Origin of the sequence: Streptomyces sp. NPDC052101 (genome assembly GCF_040680235.1) — a bacterium.
Taxonomy (GTDB): domain Bacteria; phylum Actinomycetota; class Actinomycetes; order Streptomycetales; family Streptomycetaceae; genus Streptomyces.
The window spans coordinates 13043-38941 of record NZ_JBFAWH010000035.1 but is presented as its reverse complement, the minus strand read 5'-3'; the positions used below and the strand labels follow the sequence as shown (position 1 = coordinate 38941).

Annotated in this window: 17 protein-coding genes; 9 read left to right on the top strand and 8 right to left on the bottom strand. The window is 71.9% G+C overall.

Annotation, left to right across the window (positions count from 1 at the left end; genetic code table 11):
* Nucleotides 1–67: 67 nt before the first annotated feature.
* Nucleotides 68–856 (bottom strand): phosphatase, encoded by a 789-nt coding sequence (locus AB0L75_RS36995; protein WP_365190320.1) that lies wholly within the window; start codon nucleotides 854–856, stop codon nucleotides 68–70.
* Nucleotides 857–935: 79 nt separating this feature from the next.
* Nucleotides 936–2729, bottom strand: a complete 1794-nt coding sequence (locus AB0L75_RS36990) for a helix-turn-helix domain-containing protein (RefSeq protein WP_365190317.1) — start codon at nucleotides 2727–2729, stop codon at nucleotides 936–938.
* 134 nt (nucleotides 2730–2863) lie between these two features.
* Here AB0L75_RS36990 and AB0L75_RS36985 point away from each other — a divergent pair, with 134 nt between their 5' ends.
* From AB0L75_RS36985 to AB0L75_RS36975, 3 genes are read left to right on the top strand one after another with little or no spacing between them, the layout of a single operon-like run.
* Nucleotides 2864–4330: a sodium:solute symporter gene (locus tag AB0L75_RS36985; protein ID WP_365190314.1), complete on the top strand. Its 1467-nt coding sequence runs from the start codon at nucleotides 2864–2866 to the stop codon at nucleotides 4328–4330.
* Between the two features lie 56 nt (nucleotides 4331–4386).
* On the top strand, nucleotides 4387–5358 hold the full coding sequence (gene speB / locus AB0L75_RS36980; protein ID WP_116150954.1) for an agmatinase: 972 nt from the start codon (nucleotides 4387–4389) through the stop codon (nucleotides 5356–5358).
* A gap of 5 nt (nucleotides 5359–5363) precedes the next feature.
* Nucleotides 5364–7055, top strand: coding sequence for a thiamine pyrophosphate-binding protein (locus AB0L75_RS36975; RefSeq protein WP_365190311.1), 1692 nt, complete (start codon nucleotides 5364–5366; stop codon nucleotides 7053–7055).
* A 55-nt stretch (nucleotides 7056–7110) separates the two neighbouring features.
* Here AB0L75_RS36975 and AB0L75_RS36970 read toward each other — a convergent pair whose 3' ends face one another.
* Nucleotides 7111–9444 (bottom strand): glycosyltransferase family 39 protein, encoded by a 2334-nt coding sequence (locus AB0L75_RS36970; RefSeq protein ID WP_365190308.1) that lies wholly within the window; start codon nucleotides 9442–9444, stop codon nucleotides 7111–7113.
* 149 nt (nucleotides 9445–9593) lie between these two features.
* On the opposite strand from AB0L75_RS36970, the gene AB0L75_RS36965 reads away from it, so the two are divergent.
* The 3 genes from AB0L75_RS36965 (at nucleotide 9594) to AB0L75_RS36955 (ending at nucleotide 14941) form a co-directional block, all read left to right on the top strand.
* On the top strand, nucleotides 9594–10526 hold the full coding sequence (locus tag AB0L75_RS36965) for a serine hydrolase (RefSeq protein WP_365190305.1): 933 nt from the start codon (nucleotides 9594–9596) through the stop codon (nucleotides 10524–10526).
* 210 nt (nucleotides 10527–10736) lie between these two features.
* The gene (locus AB0L75_RS36960; RefSeq protein ID WP_365190302.1) at nucleotides 10737–14459 is read left to right on the top strand and encodes an ABC transporter ATP-binding protein; all 3723 of its coding nucleotides are present in this window, start codon (nucleotides 10737–10739) and stop codon (nucleotides 14457–14459) included.
* An 86-nt stretch (nucleotides 14460–14545) separates the two neighbouring features.
* Entirely contained in the window at nucleotides 14546–14941 is a 396-nt protein-coding gene (locus AB0L75_RS36955) for a hypothetical protein (protein ID WP_365190299.1), read from the top strand.
* Between the two features lie 12 nt (nucleotides 14942–14953).
* Here the strand turns inward: AB0L75_RS36955 and aroA are convergent, their stop codons facing one another.
* Together aroA and AB0L75_RS36945 are read right to left on the bottom strand one after the other, a co-directional pair.
* Nucleotides 14954–16213: a 3-phosphoshikimate 1-carboxyvinyltransferase gene (aroA, locus tag AB0L75_RS36950; protein ID WP_365190296.1), complete on the bottom strand. Its 1260-nt coding sequence runs from the start codon at nucleotides 16211–16213 to the stop codon at nucleotides 14954–14956.
* Nucleotides 16214–16299: 86 nt separating this feature from the next.
* Nucleotides 16300–18780, bottom strand: coding sequence for a DUF3376 domain-containing protein (locus AB0L75_RS36945; protein ID WP_365190294.1), 2481 nt, complete (start codon nucleotides 18778–18780; stop codon nucleotides 16300–16302).
* A gap of 416 nt (nucleotides 18781–19196) precedes the next feature.
* Between AB0L75_RS36945 and AB0L75_RS36940 the strand changes: the two genes are divergently transcribed.
* Complete coding sequence (locus tag AB0L75_RS36940) at nucleotides 19197–21050, top strand: glycoside hydrolase family 3 protein (protein WP_365190291.1); 1854 nt, start codon at nucleotides 19197–19199, stop codon at nucleotides 21048–21050.
* Nucleotides 21051–21162: 112 nt separating this feature from the next.
* Complete coding sequence (locus AB0L75_RS36935; RefSeq protein WP_365190288.1) at nucleotides 21163–21753, top strand: hypothetical protein; 591 nt, start codon at nucleotides 21163–21165, stop codon at nucleotides 21751–21753.
* Between the two features lie 60 nt (nucleotides 21754–21813).
* Here the strand turns inward: AB0L75_RS36935 and AB0L75_RS36930 are convergent, their stop codons facing one another.
* The 3 genes from AB0L75_RS36930 to AB0L75_RS36920 all read right to left on the bottom strand — a co-directional run bounded on the left by AB0L75_RS36930 (nucleotide 21814) and on the right by AB0L75_RS36920 (nucleotide 25129).
* Nucleotides 21814–23244: a S28 family serine protease gene (locus AB0L75_RS36930; RefSeq protein ID WP_365190285.1), complete on the bottom strand. Its 1431-nt coding sequence runs from the start codon at nucleotides 23242–23244 to the stop codon at nucleotides 21814–21816.
* Nucleotides 23245–23355: 111 nt separating this feature from the next.
* Entirely contained in the window at nucleotides 23356–24156 is an 801-nt protein-coding gene (locus AB0L75_RS36925; protein WP_365190282.1) for a sugar phosphate isomerase/epimerase family protein, read from the bottom strand.
* A 43-nt stretch (nucleotides 24157–24199) separates the two neighbouring features.
* Nucleotides 24200–25129, bottom strand: coding sequence for a GNAT family N-acetyltransferase (locus tag AB0L75_RS36920; protein ID WP_365190279.1), 930 nt, complete (start codon nucleotides 25127–25129; stop codon nucleotides 24200–24202).
* A gap of 366 nt (nucleotides 25130–25495) precedes the next feature.
* Here AB0L75_RS36920 and AB0L75_RS36915 point away from each other — a divergent pair, with 366 nt between their 5' ends.
* Nucleotides 25496–25834, top strand: coding sequence for a hypothetical protein (locus AB0L75_RS36915; protein ID WP_365190276.1), 339 nt, complete (start codon nucleotides 25496–25498; stop codon nucleotides 25832–25834).
* Nucleotides 25835–25899 lie beyond the last annotated feature (65 nt).

Below are 25899 nucleotides of genomic sequence, written 5' to 3'. Positions count from 1 at the left end.
GTGAGCGCCCGCACTGTGCGGCTCCGTACGCGGAGCCGCACAGCGCCGTCGGGCACCGGCGGGCCGGTCAGGAAAGTCCCGCTGCCGCCAGCAGATACGCCGTCATCGGGTCGTAGTGGCGAGGGCTGACCACGTGGTCGTCCAGCGGTACGACGACCTGGACGGTCCCCTCGGACTCGGCGAGGAACAGCGCCGGGTCGTTGCAGTCGGCGTACCCGACCGAGTCCAGGCCGTGCTGTCCGGCGTACCCGGCCCAGCCGTGGTCGGCGACCACCAGGTCCGGCAGCGGGCGGCCCTCGCGCTCAAGTCCCGTGAGAATGGCCCGCATCGGCTCCCCGGAGTGGGTGTGCCACAGCGTCGCCCCGTGCTCCAGCACCGCCACGTCCGCGAACTGCATGACATACCCCTCGTCCGTCTGCAGCCCGTCGGGGATGACCACGATCTCGCAGCCGGCGGAGCGCAGCGCGGCGGCCGTGGCCCGGTGTACGTCCAGCAGGCCGCCCGGGTGCCCGGTCGCGAACAGCACGCGCTGCTGTCCCTCGGCCGCCTTGCGCAGCCGTGTCGCCATCCGCTCCAGCGCGTCCACGGTCAGCTCGGGGTCGATGGTGTCCTGCCCGTACCGGAACTCGGGATCGTCGTTGACGCCGACCCGCTCGGCCATCACCGCGAGCACGTCCTGCTCGTCCGTCCAGCGGTCGCCCAGCTCCAGGCCGAGCCAGAAGTTGCGGACACCGTTGGCGAGCTGACGGTAGTGGGAGAGGTTGTTCTCGCGGGGCGTGGCGACGTCCCCCGCGATACGGGTCCTCACCAGGTGGTCGACGAGCTGGGCGCGGCTGGGTGTCCCGGATATCGGCATGCCTCCCATTGTGGGGCAGCGGAACGAGGGCCGTCCTCGGCATATCGACCGCTGGGACGGGACTCACTCGCCGGGACGGTCAGCCGTGCCGCAGCGCGAACCACAACTCCATGCGTACGTCCGGATCGTCCAGGTCGGTGCCCAGCAGGGCGGAGCAGCGGGCGATCCGCTGCCGCACGGTGTTGCGGTGCACCTCCAGCGCCACCGCCGTGCGGTCCCAACTGCCGTGCAGTGCAAGCCAGTTGCGCAGCGTCTCGGCCAGCTCTGGCCGGTCGGCGAGCGGGGCGAGCAGCGCGCGGGCGTGTGCCTCGGCGTCCGCGCGCGGCACCAGGCCCGTGAGCCCCGGGCGGGCGCCGTGCCGGACGAGCGGGGCGCGGGTGGCGCGGGCCCGGGCCAGGGCACGGGCCGCCTGCGCGTCACCGGCCGGCCACGCGCGCGGCCCCACGGCGGCGCTCACCCCGAGCGTCCAGCCGGCCTGCGGTTCCGGTACCCGCCCGCCCGGCACCAGCACCCGCACCACGTCATGGCCGAGGTCGACCAGCGGCGAGCCCAGGGCGGCGCCGAGCGCCGAGGCGGCGACGGCGTCCGGAAGCTGCGCCTCGGGCCGGGCGTGCACGACGACCCAGCTCTCCTCTCCGAGCAGCGGAGCGACTTCCTCGGGCGCCGCGCCGAGCAGGAGCCGTACCAGCGCCGAGGACCGAGCCGCCCCGGCGCCGCTGTGATGCTCCCCGGTCAGCAGCGACAGCAGCACCGCGGCCACCGAGGCGATGGTGTTGTCGCCGGGGTCGCGCCGCGGCGTGGCCACACCCAGCACGAACCCCTCGCCGGCGCCCAGGGCGTAGACGGCGAGATGGCTGTCGCCGACGGTGTCCGTGGCGGAGGTGGGGAGCGGCCGGACGGCGACCGGCGGTGGGGCGGCGGGGGTGGAGCGGCCGGGGGGCGGGGCGGTGGGTCGTTCGGCGGGGAGGCGGTCGGGTGTCGGGCGTGAGCCGCCTCCCGCGGTTGCTGGGGCGGTGCCTGGCGTGTGACCACCGGCGGGGGCGGCCGTGCGGCCGGTCGCGCCTTCCGGTTCCGAAGGCTGCGTGGCGATCCGTCCGGTCGTGGCGGCGGCCTCGGACGTGGCGTCCTGCTCGGGTGCCGGGCCGCCGGTGGGGCGTACCACGGCCGCCAGACCGGCCAGCGCGGCGCGGACCTCCTCGGCGGGTTCCCGGCCCGCGTCTGCGAGGGCCGTGCCGTCGGGGCCGTAGAGCACCGCGTGACCGGAGAGGCGGTGGGAGAGGCGCCGCAGCACCGACGGCACCGGGTCGGGGCGGCCGGCGGCGGAGGCGAGGCTCTGCTGGGCCTCGGTGACACGGCGCAGTTCGGCCAGCCGGGCCTGGGCCATCAGCTGCCACACCGCTCGGGCCACGCCGGAGAACGTGGTCTGGGGCGGCACCTCCAGCAAGGGGAGGCCGTAGGCGTCGCAGGCGGCGACCAGGGCGCGCGGGACCGTGTCGTGCACCGGGGCCAGGCCGAAGCCGAGGGCCGCGCCGCCCGCCGCGACGATCCGGGACACATAGCCGTCGAAGTAGTCCCCCGGTCTCGAATCCTCCCCCACTCTCGACTTCGCTCGAGCGGGGGGACCCCCATGACCGGGGTCGCCCCCGTCCGAGCCCGCCGCCTGCGGGATGTGCACCCCGGCCGTGAGCAGCAGCTCGCCGCCCAGCAGATACGGGTACGGGTCGGCCATCTCCGAGGTGTGCGCCCAGTGGATCACGGTCCCCTGGTCCCTCGGGCCCGCGATCTGGCGAAGGGCGAGATCCTCGCGGGCCAGCAGGGCCGAGAGCGGTACGGGTGGGGTCGGTGGGACCGCTGGGGTGATCGATTCCGGCATGGTGTGCGTTCCCTCCACTCCCACCCCGTTGATATGGATGAAACGTACACTTCGCAGTCGCTTTCCGGCCACCTAGTGTCGGTGGACGTCACCCGCCGGCGACCCCCGTACGACTTCGAGTGGAGGAGGCCCTCATGGCCGTCGACTACACAGTGATCGTCGTCTATCTCGCCGGCATGCTGGCCATGGGCTGGTGGGGCATGCGCCGCGCCAGGTCCAAGAGCGAGTTCCTGGTGGCCGGCCGCCGCCTGGGACCGGCCATGTACTCCGGCACCATGGCGGCGATCGTCCTCGGCGGCGCCTCCACCATCGGCGGCGTCGGCCTCGGCTACCGGTACGGCCTCTCCGGCGCCTGGATGGTCTTCACCATCGGCCTGGGCCTGCTCGCCCTGTCGGTCTTCTTCTCGGCCCGCATCGCCCGCCTGAAGGTCTACACGGTCTCCGAGATGCTGGACCTGCGCTACGGCGGACGGGCCGGTGTGATCTCGGGCGTGGTCATGTGGGCGTACACCCTCATGCTGGCCGTCACCTCGACCATCGCCTACGCCACGATCTTCGACGTCCTCTTCGACATGAACCGGACCCTCGCGATCGTCATCGGCGGCTCGATCGTCGTCGCCTACTCCACCCTCGGCGGCATGTGGTCGATCACGCTGACCGACATGGTCCAGTTCGTGGTGAAGACCATCGGCGTGCTGCTGCTCCTCCTGCCGATCGCGGTCGTCAAGGCCGGCGGCTTCAGCGAGATGAAGGCCAAGCTGCCGACCTCGTACTTCGACCCGCTGGGCATCGGCGGCGAGACGATCTTCACCTACGTCCTGATCTACACGTTCGGCATGCTGATCGGACAGGACATCTGGCAGCGCGTGTTCACCGCCCGCAGCGACAGAACCGCCAGGTGGGGCGGCACCGTGGCCGGAACCTACTGCCTGGCCTACGCCCTCGCCGGCGCGGTGATCGGCACGGCCGCCAAGGTGCTCTACCCCGCGCTGGGCAGCCCCGACGACGCCTTCGCCACCATCGTCAAGTCAGAACTCCCCGTCGGCGTGCGAGGGCTGGTGCTCGCCGCCGCCCTGGCCGCGGTGATGTCGACATCCTCCGGCGCCCTGATCGCCTGCGCGACGGTCGCCAACAACGACATCTGGTCGCGGCTGCGGGGTGTCGTACGCCATGGCGCCGAGGACCAGGACCAGGACGAGGTCGGCGGCAACCGCGCCTTCATCCTGATCATGGGCATGGCGGTGATCGGCACGGCGATCGCGCTGAACAACGTGGTCGAGGCGCTCACGGTCGCCTACAACCTCCTCGTCGGCGGCCTGCTCGTCCCCATCCTCGGCGGCCTGCTGTGGCGGCGCGGCACCGTCCAGGGCGCGCTGGCCTCGGTGATCGTCGGCGGCCTCGCGGTCATCGGCCTGATGGCCGGATACGGCATCCTCGCCAATGAGCCGGTCTATTACGGCCTGCTCGCCTCCCTCGCCGCCTACGTTGTCGTCTCCCTGGCGACCAGGCCCACCGACGAGACCGTTCTCGCCACCTGGCGCGAGCGCCTCGCCGGACATTCTCCTGAACTCGCGTCCGAACCGGTCCCGGCTCCCCAGTAGAGTCGTATGGAAAGCAGTACATGCGCGACGAAGCGCAAGAAAGAAGGCATTTCATCATGAGCAGCAACGAGACGCCCCGCGGCCCCGTCGACTCCTCCCGCATCCCGCGGTACGCCGGCCCCGCGACCTTCGCCCGGCTGCCCCGCCTGGACGAGGTCGGCACCGCCGACGTCGCCGTCGTCGGCGTGCCGTTCGACTCCGGCGTCTCGTACCGGCCGGGCGCCCGCTTCGGCGGCAACGCCATCCGCGAGGCGTCCCGGCTGCTGCGCCCCTACAACCCGGCGCAGGACGCCTCCCCCTTCGCTCTCGCCCAGGTCGCGGACGGCGGCGACATCGCCGTGAACCCGTTCAACATCAACGAGGCCGTCGAGACGATCGAGGCGGCGGCGGACGACCTCCTCGGCACCGGCGCCCGCCTGATGACCCTGGGCGGCGACCACACCATCGCGCTGCCCCTGCTCCGCTCGATGGCGAAGAAGCACGGCCCGGTGGCCCTGCTCCACTTCGACGCCCACCTGGACACCTGGGACACCTACTTCGGCGCCGAGTACACCCACGGCACCCCGTTCCGCCGCGCGGTGGAGGAGGGCATCCTCGACACCTCGGCCCTCTCCCACGTCGGCACCCGCGGCCCCCTGTACGGCAAGCAGGACCTCACCGACGACGAGAAGATGGGCTTCGGCATCGTCACCTCGGCGGACATCTACCGCCGCGGCGCCGACGAGGTGGCCGACCAGCTCCGCCAGCGCATCGGCGACCGCCCGCTGTACATCTCCATCGACATCGACTGCCTCGACCCGGCCCACGCGCCCGGCACGGGCACGCCCGAGGCGGGCGGCATGACGTCGCGGGAACTTCTGGAGATCCTCCGCGGGTTGGCATCGTGCAACCTGGTCTCGGCGGACGTCGTGGAGGTCGCTCCCGCGTACGACCACGCGGAGATCACCTCGGTGGCGGCCTCCCACACGGCCTACGAACTGACCACCATCATGAGCCGCCAGATCGCGGCGGCCCGGAAGGACGCGTAAGCGCAGTGACTCACGACCACGACCTGGTACTCCGCCCGACGCAGGCGCAGATCACCGCGGCCCTGAACCCTCCCTCGGGGCGTAACGGCGGAGACCTGGTCGTGGAAACGCTGGCCGGGCTGGGCGCGACGACGGTCTTCGGCCTGCCCGGCCAGCACGCCCTGGGCATGTTCGACGCCCTGCGGAGGTCTTCGCTCCGCTATGTGGGCCTGCGGGTGGAGAACAACGCGGGCTTCGCGGCGGACGCGTACGGCCGGATCACGGGAGAGGCCGCGCCGCTGCTGCTCTCGACGGGCCCGGGCGCGCTGACGTCGCTCGCCGCATTGCAGGAGGCGGCGGCGGCCTCCGCCCCCGTGCTGGCCATCAGCAGCCAGATCCCGACGGCCGGCCTGGGCGGCGGCCGCCACGGCTATCTGCACGAACTCCCCGACCAGGCGGCCTCGTTCCGGGGCGTAGTGAAGTCGGTTCACACGGTCCGTACGCAGTCCCAGATCCCCTCCGCGATCGCGGCGGCCTGGAAGTCGGCGCTGACGGCACCCCACGGCCCGGTGTGGGTGGAGATCCCCCAGGACGTCCTGCTCGCCGAGACCGCCCTGCCCGTGGTCACGGCGGTGGACGCCACCCCGGACGAGCTGACCCCGCGCCCCGAACTGACGGCGGTGGCAGCGGACTTGCTGTCCCGTGCCGCGCGCCCGGCGATCATCGCGGGCGGCGGGGTCGTACGGTCGGACGCCTCGGGCAAGCTACGTCAGCTGGCCGAGAAGCTGGACGCTCCGGTCGTGACGACCTTCGGTGGCAAGGGCGCCTTCCCCTGGAAGCACCCGCTGTCGCTCCAGTCCTGGCTGGAGGACCGCCATACGACGGACTTCCTGGAGGACGCGGACGTCCTGCTGGTCGTGGGCTCGGGCCTCGGCGAACTCTCCTCCAACTACCACACGTTCAAGCCCCGGGGCCGGGTGATCCAGATCGAGGCCGACCTCGGCAAGCTGGAGTCCAACCACCCGGCACTGGGCATCCACGCGGACGCCCGACTGGCGTTGCAGGCCCTGCTGGAGACGGTCGAGGAGCGGACCGACGAGTCGGCGCCCGGGCGGGTGCGGGAGCTGCTGGAGAAGGTGGCCGCCCGTATCGGCTCCCAGGACCTGACCCTGGAGCAGAACGTGCTGGCGGCGGTCCGCCGCGCCCTTCCCGCCGCCTCCCCGTCCTTCTGGGACATGACGATCCTGGCGTACTGGGCGTGGTCGGCGTTCGACGCGAAGGGTCCGAACACCATGCACTCGGCCCAGGGCGCCGGCGGCCTCGGCTACGGATTCCCGGCGGCGCTGGGCGCGGCGGCGGCCGACCCGACGCGCCCCGTACTGGCGGTCTCGGGCGACGGCGGCGCCCTGTACTCGATCGCGGAACTGGCCACGGCCAGGCAGTACGACCTGCCGGTCACCTGGCTGATCGTCGACGACGGCGGCTACGGCATCCTCCGCGAGTACATGACGGACGCCTTCGGCCAGGCGACGGCGACGGAACTGACGCGTCCCGACTACGTGGCCCTGGCCGAGTCCTTCGGCGTACCGGGCGTCCTTACGACCCCGGAGACGCTGGAGGAGGACCTGGCGAAGGCGCTGGCGGCACCGGGCCCCTCGGTGGTCGTACTCCCGGCGGTGCTGCGGATGTTCGCGCCGACGCACCTGGGTACGAGCTGAGCCGAACGGCCCCTGGAATCCGCCGTGGCGGTCAGGGGCCGTTGCCGTCATCGCCTCAGCTCACGTCCGACGGGTCCAGGCGGTAGATCGTCGACTGGCTGGTCTGCGACGACGTCCTGCCGGACGACTTGGAAGAACTGGAAGAAGAGGGCGAGGAGCCGGAACTCTTGCTGTACGCGCTCTCCTTCACCAGCGTCCCGTGCTTCTTCACCCAGGCCGTGACCTCGGACGACACGCTGTTGCCGGCGCCGCCGGGGCCGCCGCCCATCATGCCGCCGCCGAGCTGGATGTAGTGCAGCTCGCCCTTCTTCACCAGTTTCTTTAGCTTGGCGACGGTCATCGCCTTGTCGGTGCCGGTGAAGCCCCACATGGAGATGACCGGCACCTTGGCGCTCAGCTCGATCTGAGCCGCGCTCTGCGAGTTGGAGACCGCGAGCAGCCAGGCGGCGCCGTCCTGGTGCTTCTTCAGGTACGCGATCAGCTCGCTGTTCGCGCCGCCCATGCCGCCGCCCCTCATCATGCCGCCGCCCATGCCGCCTGCCGTACGGCCGCCCGTGGGCCCGGAGCCGCCGTTCGGGGCGTCGGCCTCGCCGGTGCCGCCGGTGCCGCCAGGGAGTTCACCGCCCTGCCCGCCTCCCGGGAAGCCGCCGGCCTGCTGCCCGCCGCCCGGTATCTCGCCGGTGGGAGCCCCACCGGAAGCCCCGCCCGAGGCACCCCCGGGCGCGCCGCTCGCCGAGCCGCCGGGCGCGCTCCCGCCACCGGGGAAGCCCGCGCCCGCCTCGGCGTCTCCGCCGCCCTGGCCGCCGTTCCGCCCGGGCATCTCGCCACCGCCCGGGAAGCCGCCGGAGCCACCCCGGCCGCCTCCGCCGGGGCCCCCGAAGCCGCCGCCCGTCGAGGGCCCGGCCGTCGGGTTCACCCCGCTCATGCCGCCACCCGAACCCGACGGCACCGACCAGGCGTACGCCGCCGGGCCCGCGAGCGCGGCGACGACCGCCGCCGCGACGGCGGCCGCGAACAGCCGCACGCGGCCGCCGGAGCGGAAGAGGAACAGGCCGGCGATGGCCGCCGCCATGACCACACCGACGGTCGGCCACAGCCAGGTGTGCCAGCCGGAGGCCCGGCGCAGGAGGACGATCGCCCAGACGGCGGTGGCGGCGAGCGCGGCCGGCAGCACCCACGCCCAGCGCCTGTCGGCGCGGAACGCGCGGAGCAGCAGCACCCCGCCACCGCCGCACAGCGCCGCGATACCGGGTGCGAGGGCGGTCGTGTAGTACGGGTGCATCGTGCCCTCGGCGGTCGCGAAGGTGACGTAGTGCAGCACCGTCCAGCCGCCCCACAGGATGAGCGCGGCCCGGGTGAGGTCGGTGCGCGGGGCGCGGCCGCACAGGATCAGGCCGGAGACGAGGGCGATGGCCGAGAACGGGAGCAGCCAGGAGATCTGGCCGCCGAGGATGTCGTTGAACATCCGGCCGAGACCGGCGGACCCGGAGAAGCCGCCTCCGCCTCCGCCGCCCCCGCCGCCGTTGCCCTCGCCGCCGAAGATCCGGCCGAGGCCGTTGTAGCCCGTGATCAGGTTCCAGGCGGTGCCGTCCGTCGAACCGCCGATGTACGGCCGTTCGGAGGCGGGGACCAGGGACACGGCGATCGCCCACCAGAAGCTGGAGACGGCGAGGACCACCCCGGCGATCAGCAGGTTCACGATCCGCTTGACCGGCTTTTGCCGCGCCGCGAGCAGGTAGACCGCGAGGACGGCGGGCAGTGCGATGTATCCGGCCAGCATCTTCGTGTTGAAGGCGAGGCCGAAGCACACCGCCGAGCCGAGCAGCGGCAGCAGCCGGCCGTTCGTCACCGCGCGCAGGCCGAGCGCCGCGCCCCCGACCATCAGCAGGACGAGGATCGTGTCGGGGTTGTTGTCCCGGTTGATGGCGACCGTGATGGGGGTGAGCGCGAGGACGAGCGCGGCCACGGAGGCCGCCGCGTGCCCGAAGGCCCGCTTCACGGAGGAGTGCAGGATCCAGATCGCGCCGAGCCCGGCCGCGACCTCGGGCAGCATCATCTGCCAGGTGCCGAAGCCGAAGACGCGGCACGACAGGCTCATGACCATGTTGGCGAACGGCGGTTTGTCGACGGTGAGGAAGTTCCCGGCGTCGAGTGAGCCGAAGAACCATGCCTTCCAGTTCTGGGTGCCGCTGTAGATGGCCGCGCTGTAGAAGCTGTTGAGGCCGGAGCCGGACAGGTTCCAGGTGGAGAGCACGGCCGCCAGCAGCAGGATCGCGAGCAGCGCGGGCAGCGACCAGCGGGGTGCGCGCTCCGGCGGTACGGCTTCCGGTACCGGCGGAGCCGGGGGCGCGGTCGTCGGGTGGGGGAGGGGATCGGTGGCAGATGTCACCAGTGCACCTTGCAGACCGGCGATGGGTGCGGGCTGTGGTGCACCTGGGCGGAGGCTGTGGGTCGGTGAGAGCCGGGTAAGGGGGCGTCGAACTCCCGCCCCGGGAGCGGGTGTACAACGTTCGGCCACTTCCGTGCGTCAACTGGGGTATGAATCCCCGGACATCACGGCGTACCGGCGCGCTCGCCGCCGCCCTCGGCGCCGCGCTGCTCATACCGGCCGTCACCGCCGTCGGCACCGCCACCCCGGCCGCCGCGGCCACGCCCACCGTCAGCTGCGCGTCCGCCGACGCGGGCCTCGCCGCCAAGCTGCGCAAGGACATCACGGCCGCCCTCGCGGGCCGCGGCGGCACCGTCGCCCTCGGCCTGTACGACCGCGGCACCGGCACCACCTGCACCCTGCGCGCCACCAGCTCCTACGACTCGGCCAGCACGGTCAAGGTCACCGTGCTCGCGACGCTGCTGTGGGACGCCAAGAGCCACAACCGCTATCTGACCGACCGTGAGACCTCGCTCGCCAAGGCCATGATCACCCAGTCGGACAACAACGCGACGACCACGCTGTGGAAGCAGCTCGGCCTCACCAAGATCAAGGGCTTCCTGGCCGCCGCCGGGATGACGAACACCGTGCCGGGCGCGAACGGCTACTGGGGCCTGACCCAGGAGAACGTCACCGACGAGCAGAAGCTGCTCCAGCTCGTCACCGCCAAGAACAGCGTGCTGAGCGACAACTCCCGCGCCTACATCCTGAAGCTGATGGGCCAGGTCATCACCTCGCAGCGCTGGGGCACCCCGGCCGGCGCGCCGTCGACCGTCTCCGTGCACGTCAAGAACGGCTGGCTGCAGCGCTCGACGCACGGCTGGCGGGTGCACAGCCTCGGCACGTTCAGCGGCGCCGGCCACGACTACATGATCTCGGTGCTCACGCAGGACAACAGCACCATGACCTACGGCGTCACCACCATCCAGAACGTCGCCAAGGCCATCCACAAGGACCTGGTGCCGACCACGCCGACCACCCAGGTCTATGTGCCGACCAGCAGGCCCAGCGAGGCCTTCGTCGCGGTGCCGCCCCAGGGCTGACGCTCCGCGGGGCGGTCTCCCGCAGGACACCCGCCCGCCCTGCGGTCCGGGCGGGGCAGCCCACCCAGGGGCGCGGGGAACTGCGCGACCGGCCACGACGGCGCGGTACCCGCCGACGCATCGCACCCGGCAATTGTTGCGGCGGGATGAAATCCGGGCCCGTCGGCGTTGGTGCCTTCCGGTGGACGAGCTGAACAGGGAGGCACCGGAGTGGCAGCGCAACGGGGATGGGCACGACGTCTGGCGGCGTACGCCTGGCGGTATCCGAAGGACGTGCTCCTCGCCCTCGGCTCCTCCCTCGCCGGCATGGCCGTGATGGCCGTCGTCCCGCTGATCACCAAGGTGATCATCGACGACGTGATCGGGAACCACACCCGCTCCATGACCCCCTGGGCCGGCGCCCTGATCGGCGCGGCCCTCCTCGTCTACGTCCTCACCTACATCCGCCGCTACTACGGCGGCCGGCTCGCCCTCGACGTCCAGCACGACCTGCGGACGGAGATGTACGGCACGATCACCCGCCTCGACGGCCGCCGCCAGGACGAGCTGTCCACCGGGCAGGTCGTCGGCCGGGCCACCAGCGACCTCCAGCTGATCCAGGGCCTGCTCTTCATGCTCCCGATGACCATCGGGAACGTGCTGCTCTTCCTGATCTCCCTGGTGATCATGGCCTGGCTGTCGCTGCCGCTGACCCTGGTCGCGCTCGCCGTCGCGCCCGCGCTCGCCTGGATAGCCAAGCACAGCCGCGGCAAGCTGCACCCCGCCACCTGGTATGCCCAGGCCCAGGCCGCCGCCGTCGCGGGCGTGGTCGACGGCGCCGTCAGCGGCGTACGCGTGGTGAAGGGTTTCGGGCAGGAGGAGCAGGAGACCGGGAAGCTGCGGGAGGTCGGCCGCAAGCTCTTCGCGGGACGCCTGCGCACCATACGGCTGAACAGCAGGTACACCCCCGCCCTCCAGGCCGTCCCCGCCCTCGGCCAGGTCGCGATGCTGGCGCTCGGCGGCTGGCTGGCGGTGCGCGGGCACATCACGCTCGGCACCTTCGTCGCCTTCTCCAGCTACCTCGCCCAGCTGGTCGGCCCGGTCCGCATGCTCGCGATGGTGCTCACGGTCGGCCAGCAGGCCCGGGCCGGCACCGAGCGCGTCCTGGAGCTGATCGACACCGAGCCGACGCTCCGCGAAGGCACCAGGACGCTCCCCGCCGACGCGCCCGCGACCGTCGAGTTCGACGACGTGTCCTTCGGGTACGAGCACGAGCGCCCGGTCCTCGACGGGCTGACCTTCGAGATACGCCCCGGCGAGACCCTCGCAGTCGTCGGCTCCTCCGGCTCCGGCAAGTCCACCCTGTCCCTGCTGCTCCCGCGCTTCTACGACGTCACCCACGGCGCCGTCCTGATCGGCGGCCACGACGTCCGAGAGCTGACCCTGGACAGCCTGCGGGCCGCGATCGGACTCGTCCCCGAGGACTCCTTCCTCTTCTCGGACACCGTCCGCTCCAACATCGCCTACGGCCGCCCGGACGCCTCCCAGGAGGAGATCGAGGCCGCCGCCCGCGCCGCCCAGGCGGACCGTTTCATCAGGGAACTCCCCGAGGGCTACGACACCAAGGTCGGCGAACAGGGCCTGACCCTCTCCGGCGGCCAGCGCCAGCGCATCGCGCTCGCCCGCGCCCTGCTCACCGACCCGCGCCTGCTGGTCCTGGACGACGCCACCTCGGCCGTGGACGCCCGGGTCGAGCACGAGATCCACGAGGCGCTGAAGCAGGTCATGCAGGGCCGTACCACCCTCCTCATCGCGCACCGCCGCTCCACCCTCAACCTCGCCGACCGTATCGCCGTCCTCGACGGCGGCCGGCTCGCCGACCTCGGCACCCACGAGGAACTCCAGGAGCGGTCCCCCCTCTACCGCCGCCTCCTCACCGACCCGGACGAGCTGGGCGGGGTCTCCCCGGGCCACGCCGAGCCCGCCGCGGTGCAGGAGGAGGACACCTCCGTCCGCGAGGAGCTGGACGCCGAGTTCGACGCCGAGCGGGGCGTGACGCCCAGGCTGTGGACGGGCGACCGGGAGCCGAAGGACCAGGCGCTCTCCGGCACCCCGGCCACCCCGCAGCTGCTCGCCCGGGTGGACGCGCTGCCCCCGGCCACCGACACCCCGGACATCGACGAGGCCCGCGCGGTGCGGCGCGAGGACTCCTACGGCCTGCGCCGCCTGCTGCGCGGCTTCGGCCTGCCGCTCCTGCTCAGCCTGCTGCTGGTCGCCGCGGACGCGGGTGCGGGCCTGCTGCTGCCGGTGCTGATCCGGCACGGCATCGACGCGGGCGTGACGAAGCTGGCCCTGGGCGCGGTCTGGGCGGCCGCGCTGCTCGGGCTGCTGACCGTGCTGGTGCAGTGGGTCGCGCAGATCGGCGAGACCCGGATGACCGGCCGTACCGGTGAGCGGGTGCTGTACACGCTGCGGCTGAAGATCTTCGCCCAGCTCCAGCGGCTCGGGCTCGACTACTACGAGCGCGAGCTGACCGGCCGGATCATGACGCGCATGACGACCGACGTCGACGCCTTGTCGACGTTCCTGCAGACCGGCCTGGTCACCGCGTTCGTCTCGGTCGTCACCTTCTTCGGCATCATGGTCGTCCTGCTGGTGATCGACGTACAGCTCGCACTCGTCGTCTTCGCGACGCTGCCCCCGCTGATCGTCGCCACGTTCTTCTTCCGCCGGGCGAGCGTGAAGGCGTACGAACTCGCCCGCGAACGCGTGTCGACGGTCAACGCCGACCTCCAGGAGTCGGTCGCCGGGCTGCGGATCGTGCAGGCCTTCCGGCGCGAGCGGGACGGCGGGCGGCGGTTCGCCGAGCGCAGCGACAGCTACCGCGGCGCCCGTATCCGCGGCCAGTGGCTGATATCCGTCTACTTCCCGTTCGTACAGCTCCTGTCGTCCGTCGCGGCGGCCTCCGTGCTGATCGCGGGCGCGCACCGGGTGGAGGCGGCGACGCTCACCACCGGCGCCCTGGTGGCGTACCTGCTCTACATCGATCTGTTCTTCGCGCCCGTCCAGCAGCTGTCCCAGGTCTTCGACGGCTACCAGCAGGCCACGGTGTCCCTGGGCCGCATCCAGGAGCTGCTGCGCGAGCCGACGTCCACGAAGTCGGCGGACGAGCCGCTGGAGGTGCTCTCCCTGCGCGGCGACATCGCCTTCGAGGACGTCCGCTTCGCCTACGGGGCCGACGAGGCGGCGCTGACCGGCATCGACCTGACGATCCCCGCAGGCCAGACGGTGGCCTTCGTCGGCGAGACGGGCGCCGGCAAGTCCACGCTGGTCAAGCTGGTGGCCCGGTTCTACGACCCGACCGGCGGCCGGGTCACGGTCGACGGCACGGATCTGCGCGCCCTCGACCTGACCTCGTACCGGCACCGGCTCGGGGTCGTCCCGCAGGAGGCGTACCTGTTCCAGGGCACGGTCCGGGACGCCATCGCCTACGGCCGCCCCGAGGCCACCGACGCCGAGGTGGAGGCGGCGGCGCGGGCGGTGGGCGCCCACGAGATGATCGCCACCCTCGACGGCGGCTATCTGCACGAGGTCGCCGAGCGCGGCCGCAACCTCTCGGCCGGCCAGCGCCAGCTGATCGCGCTCGCCCGCGCCGAACTGGTCGACCCCGACATCCTGCTCCTCGACGAGGCCACCGCCGCCCTGGACCTGGCCACGGAGGCGCAGGTCAACCAGGCCACCGACCGCCTGGCGGGCCGTCGTACGACGCTGGTGGTCGCCCATCGCCTCACCACGGCGGCCCGCGCGGACCGGGTGGTCGTGATGGACCACGGCCGGGTCGCGGAGGACGGCACCCACGCCGAACTCCTCGCCCGCGACGGCCGGTACGCCGAACTGTGGCGCACCTTCGTCGGCCGCCCCGAACCGGAGGAGCCGGTCACCGCGTCCCGCTGACGGCCGTGCAACCATCCGGCATACGTCATGCGTCCGTACAGCAGTACGGCAACTGGGTGTACGACCGCGGTACGGGGAGGACAACAGTGGACAGTGGTGGGATACGTCGGCGCCTGGCACTCGGCGGGGTCGTGCTGGCCGCCGCCGGGATGTTCGGACTCGCGACAACCGGCACCGCCCAGGCGGACACCGGCGGGACCTGCGCCGGGCGCGAGGTGCGGACGCTGCCGTTCAGCTCTGGTGTCACGCATATCTACAAGCAGGACGGCTATGTCTGCGCCGTCACCGTCGCTCGCCGCACCGGCGCCGCCCAGACGATGTCCGTCAGCGTCCAGGCCCGCGGCGGCCGACCGGTCGTCGACAAGGGCAGCTACCGGGATCACGCGGGCCCGATCACCGTCCACGCCGGTCGGCGCTGCGTGTGGGTCAGAGGTTCGGTGGGGTCGCAGGGGTCGGTCAGCTCGGGCTGGATCCTGTGCTGACAGCCGGTCCGGTCAGCGCGCTCCCGCTTCCGGCAGGTTCGCGAACGCCTCGTGGAACCCCGGGAACGTCTTGCGGACGCAGCCCGGGTCGTCGTACGCCAGACCCGGGGTGCGCAGGCCCGTCACCGCGAAGGACATCACGATGCGGTGGTCGCCGCAGGTCTTGATCTCGGTGTGGGGCGCGGGCGTGCCGGGGCTGATCTCGATCCAGTCGGGGCCGGTCGCCACGGCCACGCCGAGCCGCCGCAGGTTGTCCGCGCAGGCCTCCAGCCGGTCGCACTCCTTCACCCGGGTGTTGGCCACGTCCTCGATACGGACGGGGCCGGAGGCGAACGGCGCGATCGCGGCGAGCGTCGGCATGGTGTCGGAGATGTCCCGCATGTTCACGGTGAGCCCGCGCAGGACTCCCGTGCCGCGTACGGTCGTCCGGTCCGCCGCGATCTCCACCTCGGCGCCCATCCGCCGCAGCACCTCGACGAAGCGCAGGTCGCCCTGGAGCGCGCCGGTGCCGAGGCCGGGCACGGTCACCTCGCGGCCCGGCGTGACGGCGGCCGCCGCGAAGAAGTAGCTCGCGGTGGAGGCGTCCGGCTCGACGGCGTAGGCGGTGGCCCGGTAGCCGCCCGCCGGGACGCAGTACACCTCCCCGTCCCCCTCCCCATCCCTGTCCCGGACGACCTCCACGCCGAACGCCCGCATCATCGCCAGCGTGATCTCCACATACGGCGCCGAGACCAGGTCGGTCACCCGGATCCTGAGCCCCTTGCGGGTCAGTGGGCCCAGCAGGAGCAGCGCGGTCAGGTACTGGGAGGACTGGCCGGCGTCCAGCACCACCTCGCCGCCCTCCACACCGGACGCCCGGACGGTGAGCGGATGGTGGCCCTCGGCCTCCTCGTGCCGCAGCTCGACACCGAGGTCGCGCAGGGCGCGGCTGAGCGGGCCGAGGGGGCGGCGGCGCATCTGCGGGGAGGCGTCGAAGCGGTAGGTGCCGTGACCGGCGGCGGCCAGGACCGGCAGGAAGCGCGCGGTGGTGGCGCCGTCCCGGCAGTAGACGTCGGCCTCGGCGAGCGCGGGCCCCTGCGGACGCCCGTCCACCTGCCAGGCGTCCGGACTCCGCCCCACCCGGTAGCCGAGCCGGGCCAGCCCCTCGGCGAACCCCTCAGTGTCGTCGGAGCGCAGCGGACGCACCAGCGTGCTGACGCCGTCGGCGGCGGCCGCGAGAAAGAGCGCACGCGCGGTGATGGACTTGGAACCGGGGATGTCGACTGCGGGCATGGCCCTCATCATGGCCTGCGGCCGAATCCCGGGACGGGGATGTCCGGGAAACGGACAGCTCTCGGAATCTGCCCCTGCCGCACGAGCTATGCGAACCAGCGCGCGAAGCTCACGACCCCGGCGATCAGGACCGCCAGCACGAAAGCGATCAGTGCCAGGACGACGACCGCGCCCGCGACCGCGCGCAGGCGTGCCCACGGCGGCGGCCGTCGGCACCGCCATGTCGCGAGCCACAGGTACGCCCAGACCGACGGACCGAGCAGAAGCCGCCAGAGGCCCAGGGGGCGCAGCAGATTCCTCCGCGTCCTTCCGGGCAGCCCCTGTACCAGGATGTCGGCGTTCGTCAGTGCCACGAGATCTTTCAGACGAGCCCTCATCCGCTCGGCCGGGTCCGCCTCCCCGGGATTCTCCGCCCTGAGGATCGCCTCGTGCAGCCTGCGTTCGGTCCGCTCGTCGTCCGGTTGCCCTGACAGGAGGCCCAGGAGGTGATGGGCGGCATCGAGTCGCCCCCACGCGAAGTCGTATCGGCGCCACTCCTCGCTCATGAACGCGGCGAAGTGGTAGCAGTTCAGCCCGAACAGTTTCCTGGCGCCCAGATCCACCGACCAGTCCTCGTTGAACAGGGGACCCATGTGGTCCGGGCCGAGCCGCAGGAACCGGAACTCGGGGGAGAGCTTTTCCATGGCCCGAGCGGGTGGGGCGAAGCTCTGGGTGAGGACCTCCACCAGGAGCATGGCGGCCACGACGTCCTCCGGCGCCTTCCACCGCTCGTAATGGTCGTCCGCGTGCGCCGTGTGCAGGAAGCAGTGCGCGGCGGCGAGCACCAGCGCGCCGACCTGCGTCGGGACCGAGAGACTCGTGAACACCTCGTTGAGCCTGAGCGCCTCCTCCCACGGGCCCGGGGGGCACTCGTCCCACTGCGTCTTCTCGTGTACGACCTCATTGACGGCGAGGACCCTCAGGAGAGTGTCGTTGACGAACCGGATCGCGTCGGAGACCACCCGCACCCTGTCCCGGTCCTCGTCCCCGCGCGCCGCGTCGAGAAGCTTGTGGAGCTGGTACAGCAGGTTCTGCAGAAGCCGCTCCGCAGGGGTGACGCCCCAACGCCACTCCTCCAGGCCGGGCTCGGTGAGGCTCCGCGGATCGGCGGACGGGAGCCACATCAGACCGTCCCGCGCGAGGATCTGCCGGAGGGTCTCGTCCGAAGGCACCTCGGCGTTTCTCAGCGAGGTCACCCGCGCATTGGTGACGGTGAGCCGTCTCCGTACGGCCAGGACCCGGCTCCTGCGGTACTCGGCGTACAGGGCCTGCGCAGCCGTACGCATGCCGCGCTCCTCCTCGGGGCTCTGCACGCGGTCGAGGAGCCGGTCGAGCAGTTCGTCCCGGGACCTCGGGCCGCTGATCTCCAGGCGGAACTGCACGTCGTCGATCCCGGAGCGGAAATCGACCTCCTGGGGATAGTTGAGCGCGCTCCAGGCAGCCGTCGTGATGGGGATCTCGTCGCACCGCGTGTCCTTCACCGCCTCGTCGGCCAGCACGCCGCCGGAGGGGACGACGAACATGACGACGCGCTCGGCCGGACCGCCACGGCGTTCGGTGATCTCGTCGAGGACGGGGGTGAAGGGCGCGTTGTTGAGGACACCGCCGTCCATCACACAACTCGCGGGGACGTCCAGCGCCTTCGCGGGATGGACCCGGTAGTCGAGGAGAAGATGTTCGCTGACCGGCTGGAACGCCACCGGATAGCTGGCCGTGGCGCGTGCCGCCCTGGCCAGGGCCTGGATGTTGGTGTCGGCGAATTCCCTGAAGGCCCACTTCCTGAGCTTCCACGTGGTCCCCTCATCGACATAGCGGAAGGTCTCGGGGTCGTTGCGGAAGCGGTACATACGCCGGTGGTCACGCACGCTGAAGGCACTGCCGACGCTGTCCTCGTAGTCCCGGTGCCGGCCGTCCAGCGCGGTGGCGGTGACGAAGAGGGTGACGCGTTCCGAGCGCGGCTGTGTTCCCGGAAGCATCTCGGAGAGGGCGTCCTTCACCCTCTTCTCGAACCATCTCCCGTCGAGCAGGGTCTTCCGGCACCTGGTGCGTTTCCCGCGGCTCAGCTTGTCCAGCGAGGCGAGCTTGAGCCACAGGTCGCGGAGTTTCGCGAGCGGGGCTCCGCGGGCGATGGTCGTGGCCAGCAGCAAGCCGTTGAGTCCGCCCGCGGACGTGCCGGAGACGATGTCGACCTTCACCTCGACCCTGGCCCTGTCCGCGGCCTCCTGCCAGATCTCGAAGACCTGGCGTTCCTCCGGCGGGACGCTGTCGGCGGGGTCCCCGCGTGACGCCCGCCGGAGCAGGTCGAGTTCGTGGGTGACGCCGCCCATCCACACGGCGAGGCTGACGCCGCCGTTCATCACGAGGGCGATCCGGTGCTCGGCCTTGGGCAGCCGCTCTTCGTCGTCCGGGAGAGTGCAGGGCGAGGCGGAGGCGTCGGTGCCGGGCGGGCGGTGGCAAGCGCGTCGGCGGGCCGTGGCGCGGGCGCGGCGCCATCTCCCGGACAAGCCCTTGCGCTTCCGGTCGGGCATGGAGCGTCCTCCCAGTGTGGCCGGACGCTCGGACGGAGCCGAGCCCCCTTCGGGCGATGACTGCCACCAGCCTCGCTTCCCCGCAGGTCAGGTGCCACCGGGCAGCGCCGCCCGGGCTACGGTCCTCGGCTGTGGCGCGCGGGGAACCGCCCCGCCCCCGCGCCCGTCCAACGCGCGGGTTGCCGGACGAGTCCTCCGTGCCGTGGTGTCGGCCCCTCGCGACTGGCCGCGAACGCCGACCCACCCTCACCGCCATGGCACGGCCGACAGCCCGCCGCCACCGGCGCGCCCCCGCGAATACGCCGGTGGCGGCCCCTTGCTGGTTACTGTGCAGTCCCTTGACGGAAAGAAACTTCCCGGATATTGCTGACTCCTCGGAAGTTTCCTTCAGCGGTTCTCCTCTGGAAGGAGCGCACGTGCCCGACACCAGCACGGGAAGCGACACCAGCACGGGAAGCACGGGAAACGCCGCACGGCCGTCCAGACGCGCCGTCCTCGCCGCGACCGCGGGCCTCACCGCCGCGCTGACCGTACCGGCCACCGCCGACGCGGCCACCGGCCCGGGCGCCCGTCGGCTGCGCGGCCTGATCTCCCGGATGACGCTTCAGGAGAAGGTCGGCCAGCTCTTCGTGATGCGGGTCTACGGCCACTCCGCCACCGCCCCCGACCAGGCCGACATCGACGCCAACCTCAAGGAGATCGGCGTCCGCACGGCCGCCGAGCTGATCGCGAAGTACCGTGTCGGCGGCATCATCTACTTCACCTGGGCCCACAACACCCGTGACCCGCACCAGATCGCGGACCTCTCCGACGGCATCCAGAAGGCCTCCCTGGCCCAGCCGCGCGGCCTGCCGGTGCTGATCTCCACCGACCAGGAGCACGGCGCGGTCTGCCGGGTCGGCAAGCCCGCCACCCTCTTCCCCGGCGCCATGGCCGTCGGCGCCGCCGGCTCCCTCTCCGACGCGCACACCCTCGGCCGGATCTCCGGCGCCGAACTGCGCGCGATGGGCATCAACCAGGACTACTCACCGGACGCCGACGTCAACGTCAACCCGGCCAACCCGATCATCGGCGTACGGTCGTTCGGCGCCGCCCCGGACGCGGTCGCCGCGCTGGTGGCAGCCGAGGCGAAGGGCTATCAGGCGTCCGGTGTCGCGGCGACCGCCAAGCACTTCCCGGGGCACGGCGACACCGCCGTCGACAGCCACACCGGCTTCCCGGTCATCACCCACAGCCGGGACCTGTGGGAGAAGCTGGACGCCGTCCCCTTCCGCGCGGCCATCGCCGCGGGCATCGACTCGATCATGACCGCCCACATCCAGTTCCCGGCCCTGGACGACTCCGGCGACCCCGCCACCCTCTCCCGCCCGATCCTCTCCGGCATCCTGCGCGGCGAACTCGGCTACGACGGCGTCGTGATCACCGACTCCCTCGGCATGCAGGGCGTCCGCACCAAGTACGGCGACGACCGGGTGCCGGTGCTCGCCCTGAAGGCCGGCGTCGACCAGCTGCTCAACCCGCCGTCGATCGACGTGGCCTTCAACGCCGTGCTGAAGGCCGTACAGGACGGTGAACTGACCGAGTCCCGCCTGGACGAATCGATCCTGCGCATCCTGCGCCTGAAGGCCCGCCTCGGACTCCTCGATCCCCCGCGCACCGACCGGGCGCCCATCGAGCGCACGGTCGGCACCAAGGAGCACCTGGCCGCCGCCGACCGCATCGCCGAGCGCACCACGACCCTGCTGGTCAACGAGGACCGCGTCCTCCCCCTCGATCCCCGGACCGAGCGCCGGATCCTGGTCGTCGGCGCCGACCCGGACTCCCCCTCCGGCACCACCGGCCCGCCCACCGGCGTGCTGGCCGCCGCCCTGACCGAACTGGGCTTCACCGCCACCGCCCTGTCCACCGGCACCTCGCCCTCCGCCACGGCCATCGCCCAGGCGGTCACGGCCGCGCGGGACGCGGACGCGGTGATCGTGGCGACGTACAACGTGACGACGGGCGACGCGCAGAAGACACTGGTGGAGCAGCTGCTGGCCACGGGCAGGCCCCTGGCGGCCCTCGCCGTCCGCAACCCCTACGACGTGGCCCAACTCACCTCCGTCAAGGGGTACTTGGCGTCCTACGGCTGGACGGACGTCGAAGTGTGCGCCGCCGCACGGGTGATCGCCGGACGCGTGGCTCCGTGCGGCAGGCTGCCGGTGCCGGTGCAGCGGGCCGACGACCCCGCACAGGTGCTGTACCCGATCGGGCACGGGCTGACGTACTAGTCGTACGCCACGCACCAGGCGTAATCCCCCCAACAGGCGGAAACCCTCCCACATGTCTGGCGTGGCCCCGCCGCCAAGGGCCACGCTGGACCGGGGTGTCAGGGGGATAGCCATGCGCGGGAAAGGTGCCGTCACAGCCGTGTGCCTCGCATGCCTGCTCCCGGCCGCCCTGCTGGCCGGCTGCCGGGGCCCGGCGGGCGCCCCCGTCGGCGACGCCCGCCCCACCCCGGCCACGACCGGCGGCTACGGCGCCGAGTTCCTCGCGGTCGGCGAGTGCAGCTCCTTCGGCACGACCAGCTTCACCGAGGTGCCCTGCGCCGGCGAGCGGGCGGCGGCCAGGGTCGTCGCCCGCTACGACGGTGCCGTCACCGACGGCCCCCTGTGCCCGGCGACGACCGACTTCGTCCTGCACATCAGCGCCCAGGCCGCGATCGCCCCGGGCTACGCCTGCATGCGCAACCTGGAGCCCCCGCACCCCGGCGACCCCGGCGCCGGCGGCGGCCCGCGCACGATCCCGGGCGACTGCGTGTACGACTCGGGGGACGGCCAGGTGCGCGAGACGGCGTGCGACGGCTCGGGGCAGCGGAAACCGCAGTACAAGGTCACGAAGGCGGTCACCGACCGCGCCCTGTGCCCGGGATCGACGGTCCTCTATGTCCAACTCGGCGGGAACCGGCCCGTCGGCTGCGCCCGTCCCGTCTGACGTGACGGCGAGTCATCCGGACCCGCCGCCAGTCTCGATGTTCTCTCTCCCCGGCGAGCGCTACGGACGCAGCGCGGGCTCCCGCTCCACCCCCTGTACGTCCAGCTTCGCGTCATGGCGAGCCAGGGGCTTCGCCGACGACGGGTCGTGCTGGACCGCCGGTGACGCCACGCCTGCCCAGTCAAGGATTCGGGCCGTGGCCAGGGTCATTTGGTCAGGGGTCAGTCCGGCCACGTTCGCCCCGTGGTTCATGCCGGGCGCGGTGAAGACATAGGAGTCACGGGCGCCCGTGCCGACGCGGAAGCGCTCCGAACCCCAGGGGTCGTTCTGGCCGTACACGAAGAGCATATGGGTGGCGTGGTGGCGGACCCATGTGTCCACGTCCCGCATCGCGAACGGCTGGAAGCGCATCGGGATCGAGCGCGGCACGAAGTTGCGCGGCGGCTGGTAGCCGTAGCGGATCAACTTCCGCTCGATGTAAGGGAAATGGATGGTCGGCGAGCCCAGCTGGGTGCCGGCCTGGTAGTAGTACGGCGTGAACTGCGCGAGCCCCTGGTCGGTGTAGGCGGAGAATCCGGAGATGGTGTCGACCGACTTCCAGAGCGCGTCGTCGCTCGCGGTCGCCGCGTCGGCCGGGACGGTGTCGCAGTCCTTCAGCAGGCTGTACTGCCAAAAGCCCCAGACATAGTCGAGGACGACCGCCTCGTACGCCTTGTCCAGACCGCCGATGGTGTCGAAGGTGTAGCCCTTGTCGGCGGCGTACCGGGCGTACTTCTTCTCCAGCGGCCCCCGGCGCACCAGCGCCTCCCGCTGGACCGCGTTCAGCCGGTCCCGGCACTGCTTGGTGCCGACGGCGGTGAAGAAGCGGTCGTAGGCCGAGTCCTCGTCGTTGACGACGTCGTTGGGCGCGACGTACGCGACGACCCCGTCCATGTCCCTCGGGTAGAAACGCTCGTAGTACGTCGCCGTCATGCCGCCCTTGGAGCCGCCGGTGGCGATCCAGTGGCCGCCGTAGACCGGCTTGAGCGCCTCGAACACGCGGTGCTGGTCGCTCGCCGCCTGCCAGATGTCGAGCTTGGACCAGTCGGCGGGGTCGGGGCGGGAGGGGGTGAAGAAGCGGTACTCCAGGGAGACCTGGTTGCCGTCCACGATCCGGGTGGGCTCGCTGCGGGACGGGGTCGTGGAGACGTTGTAGCCGCTGGTGTAGAAGACCGTCGGTCGGCTCACGTCCTTGTGCAGCACGGTGATGCGCTGCTGGAAGGTGCCGCGGTCGGGGTGCCGGTGGTCGATCGGCTGGGTGTAGTTCAGGACGAAGTACCGGTAGCCGGGGTACGGCTTCTCCTCGATCAGGCTCATGCCCGGTATGGCGAGCAGCCGGTCCTTGATGTCGGTGGGCTCGGACTGGGCGGCGGTGGCCGCTCCCGCCGCTGTACCGCTCAGCGTTCCTATGAACACCGCGAGCGCCAGCAGCCATCTGAGCACCTTGCGCATGCGCACTCCCCTGTGAGACAGATGTGCGCCGGAAACTATCGGAGCAACAGCTGTCACACCAGAGGGAGTTGTGCGCGAAGCGACGACGAGCGGCCCGCACGCGCGGCCGGACTACGCCGCCTCGTCCAAGAGCCGCAGCAGATGATCCCGACCGGCACCGAGCAGCCCCCCGAGCGGCGCCGCCGACCCGTACCAGCGTGCCTCGTACTCCCAGCACAGCCACCCGTCCCACCCGCGCCGGCACAGCACGTCCACGCACTCGGTGAGCGGAAGTACGCCCGAGCCCAGCGGCAGCGGCGTCGTGTCGTCGGCCGAGGCGATGTCCTTGACCTGCACATATCCCAGGTGCGGGGCGAGTGCCGCATAGGTGTCGGAGGGCTGCTCGCCGCCCAGCCAGGTGTGCATGACGTCCCACAGCGCACCGACCTGCCGGTGTCCCACCGGGCCGAGGATCCGGATCGCGTCCGCACCCGTGCGGTGCGAGTCATGCGTCTCCAGCAGAATCCGCACGCCCAGCGCGGCGGCGTCCTCCGCGGCCGTGCCGAGCCGCCGGGCGGCGATGGCGTCGGACTCCTCGTGCGGTCGGTCCGGGTCGGCGCCGGGGAAGACCCGGACGAAGGGTGCGCCGAGGTCGTGGGCGAGCTGCAGGAGATCCCGGATCTCCGTCAGCACGGGCGCGTCGGCACCGGGCGCGGCGACGCGCGCGTACCCGGCGACGCTCAGCACCTCGACCCCGGCCTCCTTGAACAGGGCCGCGGTCCCGGCGCGTTCGGCGGGGGAGAGGCCGGGACGCACCGGCTCCTCGGGGTGGGCGCGCAGTTCGACGCCGTGGTAGCCGTGGGCGGTCGCGAGTGCCAGGACCTCGGGGACGGGCAGGCCGGGGACACCGAGGGTGGAGAACGCCAGCTTCATGGATCGGACCCTACTCGTCACCCGCCCGATCCGTGCGGACCTGTCACTCGTCCGATGTGTGCAGATCCAGCCGCCAGTCCTGGCCCACGAGATCCCGGCCGAAGGAGCGGTGCGGCTTCTCGGCGGCGAGGACGAAGCCGTGCCGCTGGTAGATGCGGCGGGCGGCGCCCAGCACGTCGTTGGTCCACAGCACCAGCTCGCGGTAGCCGACCCCGCGCGCGAAGTCGATCACGGCCCCGACCAGCCGGTCTCCGATGCCGTGCCCGCGTGCCTCGGGTTCGACGAGCAGCAGCCGCAGCCGGGCGGCACCGGGTGCCTCGTCCCGTACGCACATCACACAGCCCACCGGCTGGCTTCCCCGCTCGGCGATCCACACCCGCTCCAGATGTGGGTCGTGGTCCTCCGCGAAGTCGGCGACGATCCGGGCGACCAGCCCCTCGTAGTCGGCGTTCCAGCCGTACTCGGCGGCGTACAGGGCGGCGTTTCGCTGCACGATCCAGCCGAGGTCGCCGGGTCGGGGCTCGCGCAGCGCAATCTCGCGGAAGGCGGCGCGCGGCTCGCCGAGGATGTCCTGGATGGTCCGCATGGCCTCCGCCAGCCGCGGCCGGTCGGCCGGGGCCACGGTGTCGAGCAGGGCCCCGACCCTCTCCCGGGCCCGCTCGTCCAGCAGCCCGGCGGCCTCCTGCCCCCGCGCGGTCAGCCGCACCCGCCGCCGGCGCGGATCGCTCTGCGAGGGCCCGCGCTCGATCAGCCCGGTCTCCTCGAATCTGTTCAGGATCCGGCTCAGATACCCGGCGTCGAGGTCGAGCAGGGTGCGCACATCGGCCGCGTCGAGGTGCGGGACCTGAGCGAGTTCGTACAGCACGCGGGCTTCGGTGAGGGTGTACGGGGCGTAGAGACGGCGGCCGTGGTCGAGGGCGCCGATGAGGCCCGTGTAGAAGCGGTTGAAGGCGCGGACGTCCTGGACGGTCATGATCGCCCCCGGATGCTCAGGATGCTGGCTCAGGATGTCTGACTCAGTCAGATATGCCGCCCCTGAGAGCCTAGGCCCGCCGCCCCTCCGCGTCCACGGCCCGTTCCTCTCGGCGCCTCAACTTCCTTTGCTGGTTCTTACGTTCCCTGCCGGGCCCTGCCTTTGACATCCTCTCGATCTCATCGTACGTTTGAAATCAAACGTCACTTATGTCCGTTTCAACTTCGGACGTGACGACCCGCCGCCGGAGCGCGCATCGCGAGCGGCGGGCGACGCGCAGAGCTGCGCGCAGGCTCTGGAGCGCATGCGGACGGTCCGTCGAGGCCGCCGGTAAATCCACCACACCCTCTGGAGAGGGGCTTCATCATGCGCGCGCACACCACCCGTATCAAGAGAGTGGCCATCGCGGTCTGCTCGGCACCGCTCCTCGCCCTCGCGGCCGGAGCCGGAGCCGCCCACGCGGCCACCACCACCGCTGCTCCCGACCACGTCACCGTCGCGTACGACCACGACCACGGCGGCGGCTGGGGCGACGACCACGGTGGCTGGGGCTGGGGAGACGACCACGGCGGCTGGGGTTGGGGCGACCATGGCGGCTGGGGTTGGGGAGACGACCACGGCGGCTGGGGTTGGGGCGACCATGGCGGCTGGGGTTGGGGAGACGACCACGGCGGCTGGGGCTGGGGAGACGACAACTGCGACTGAATGTCAGCAGGTGTGACCCACACCCCCTGAGAACAAAGGGTGGATCCGGGTGCCCGACCCCATGG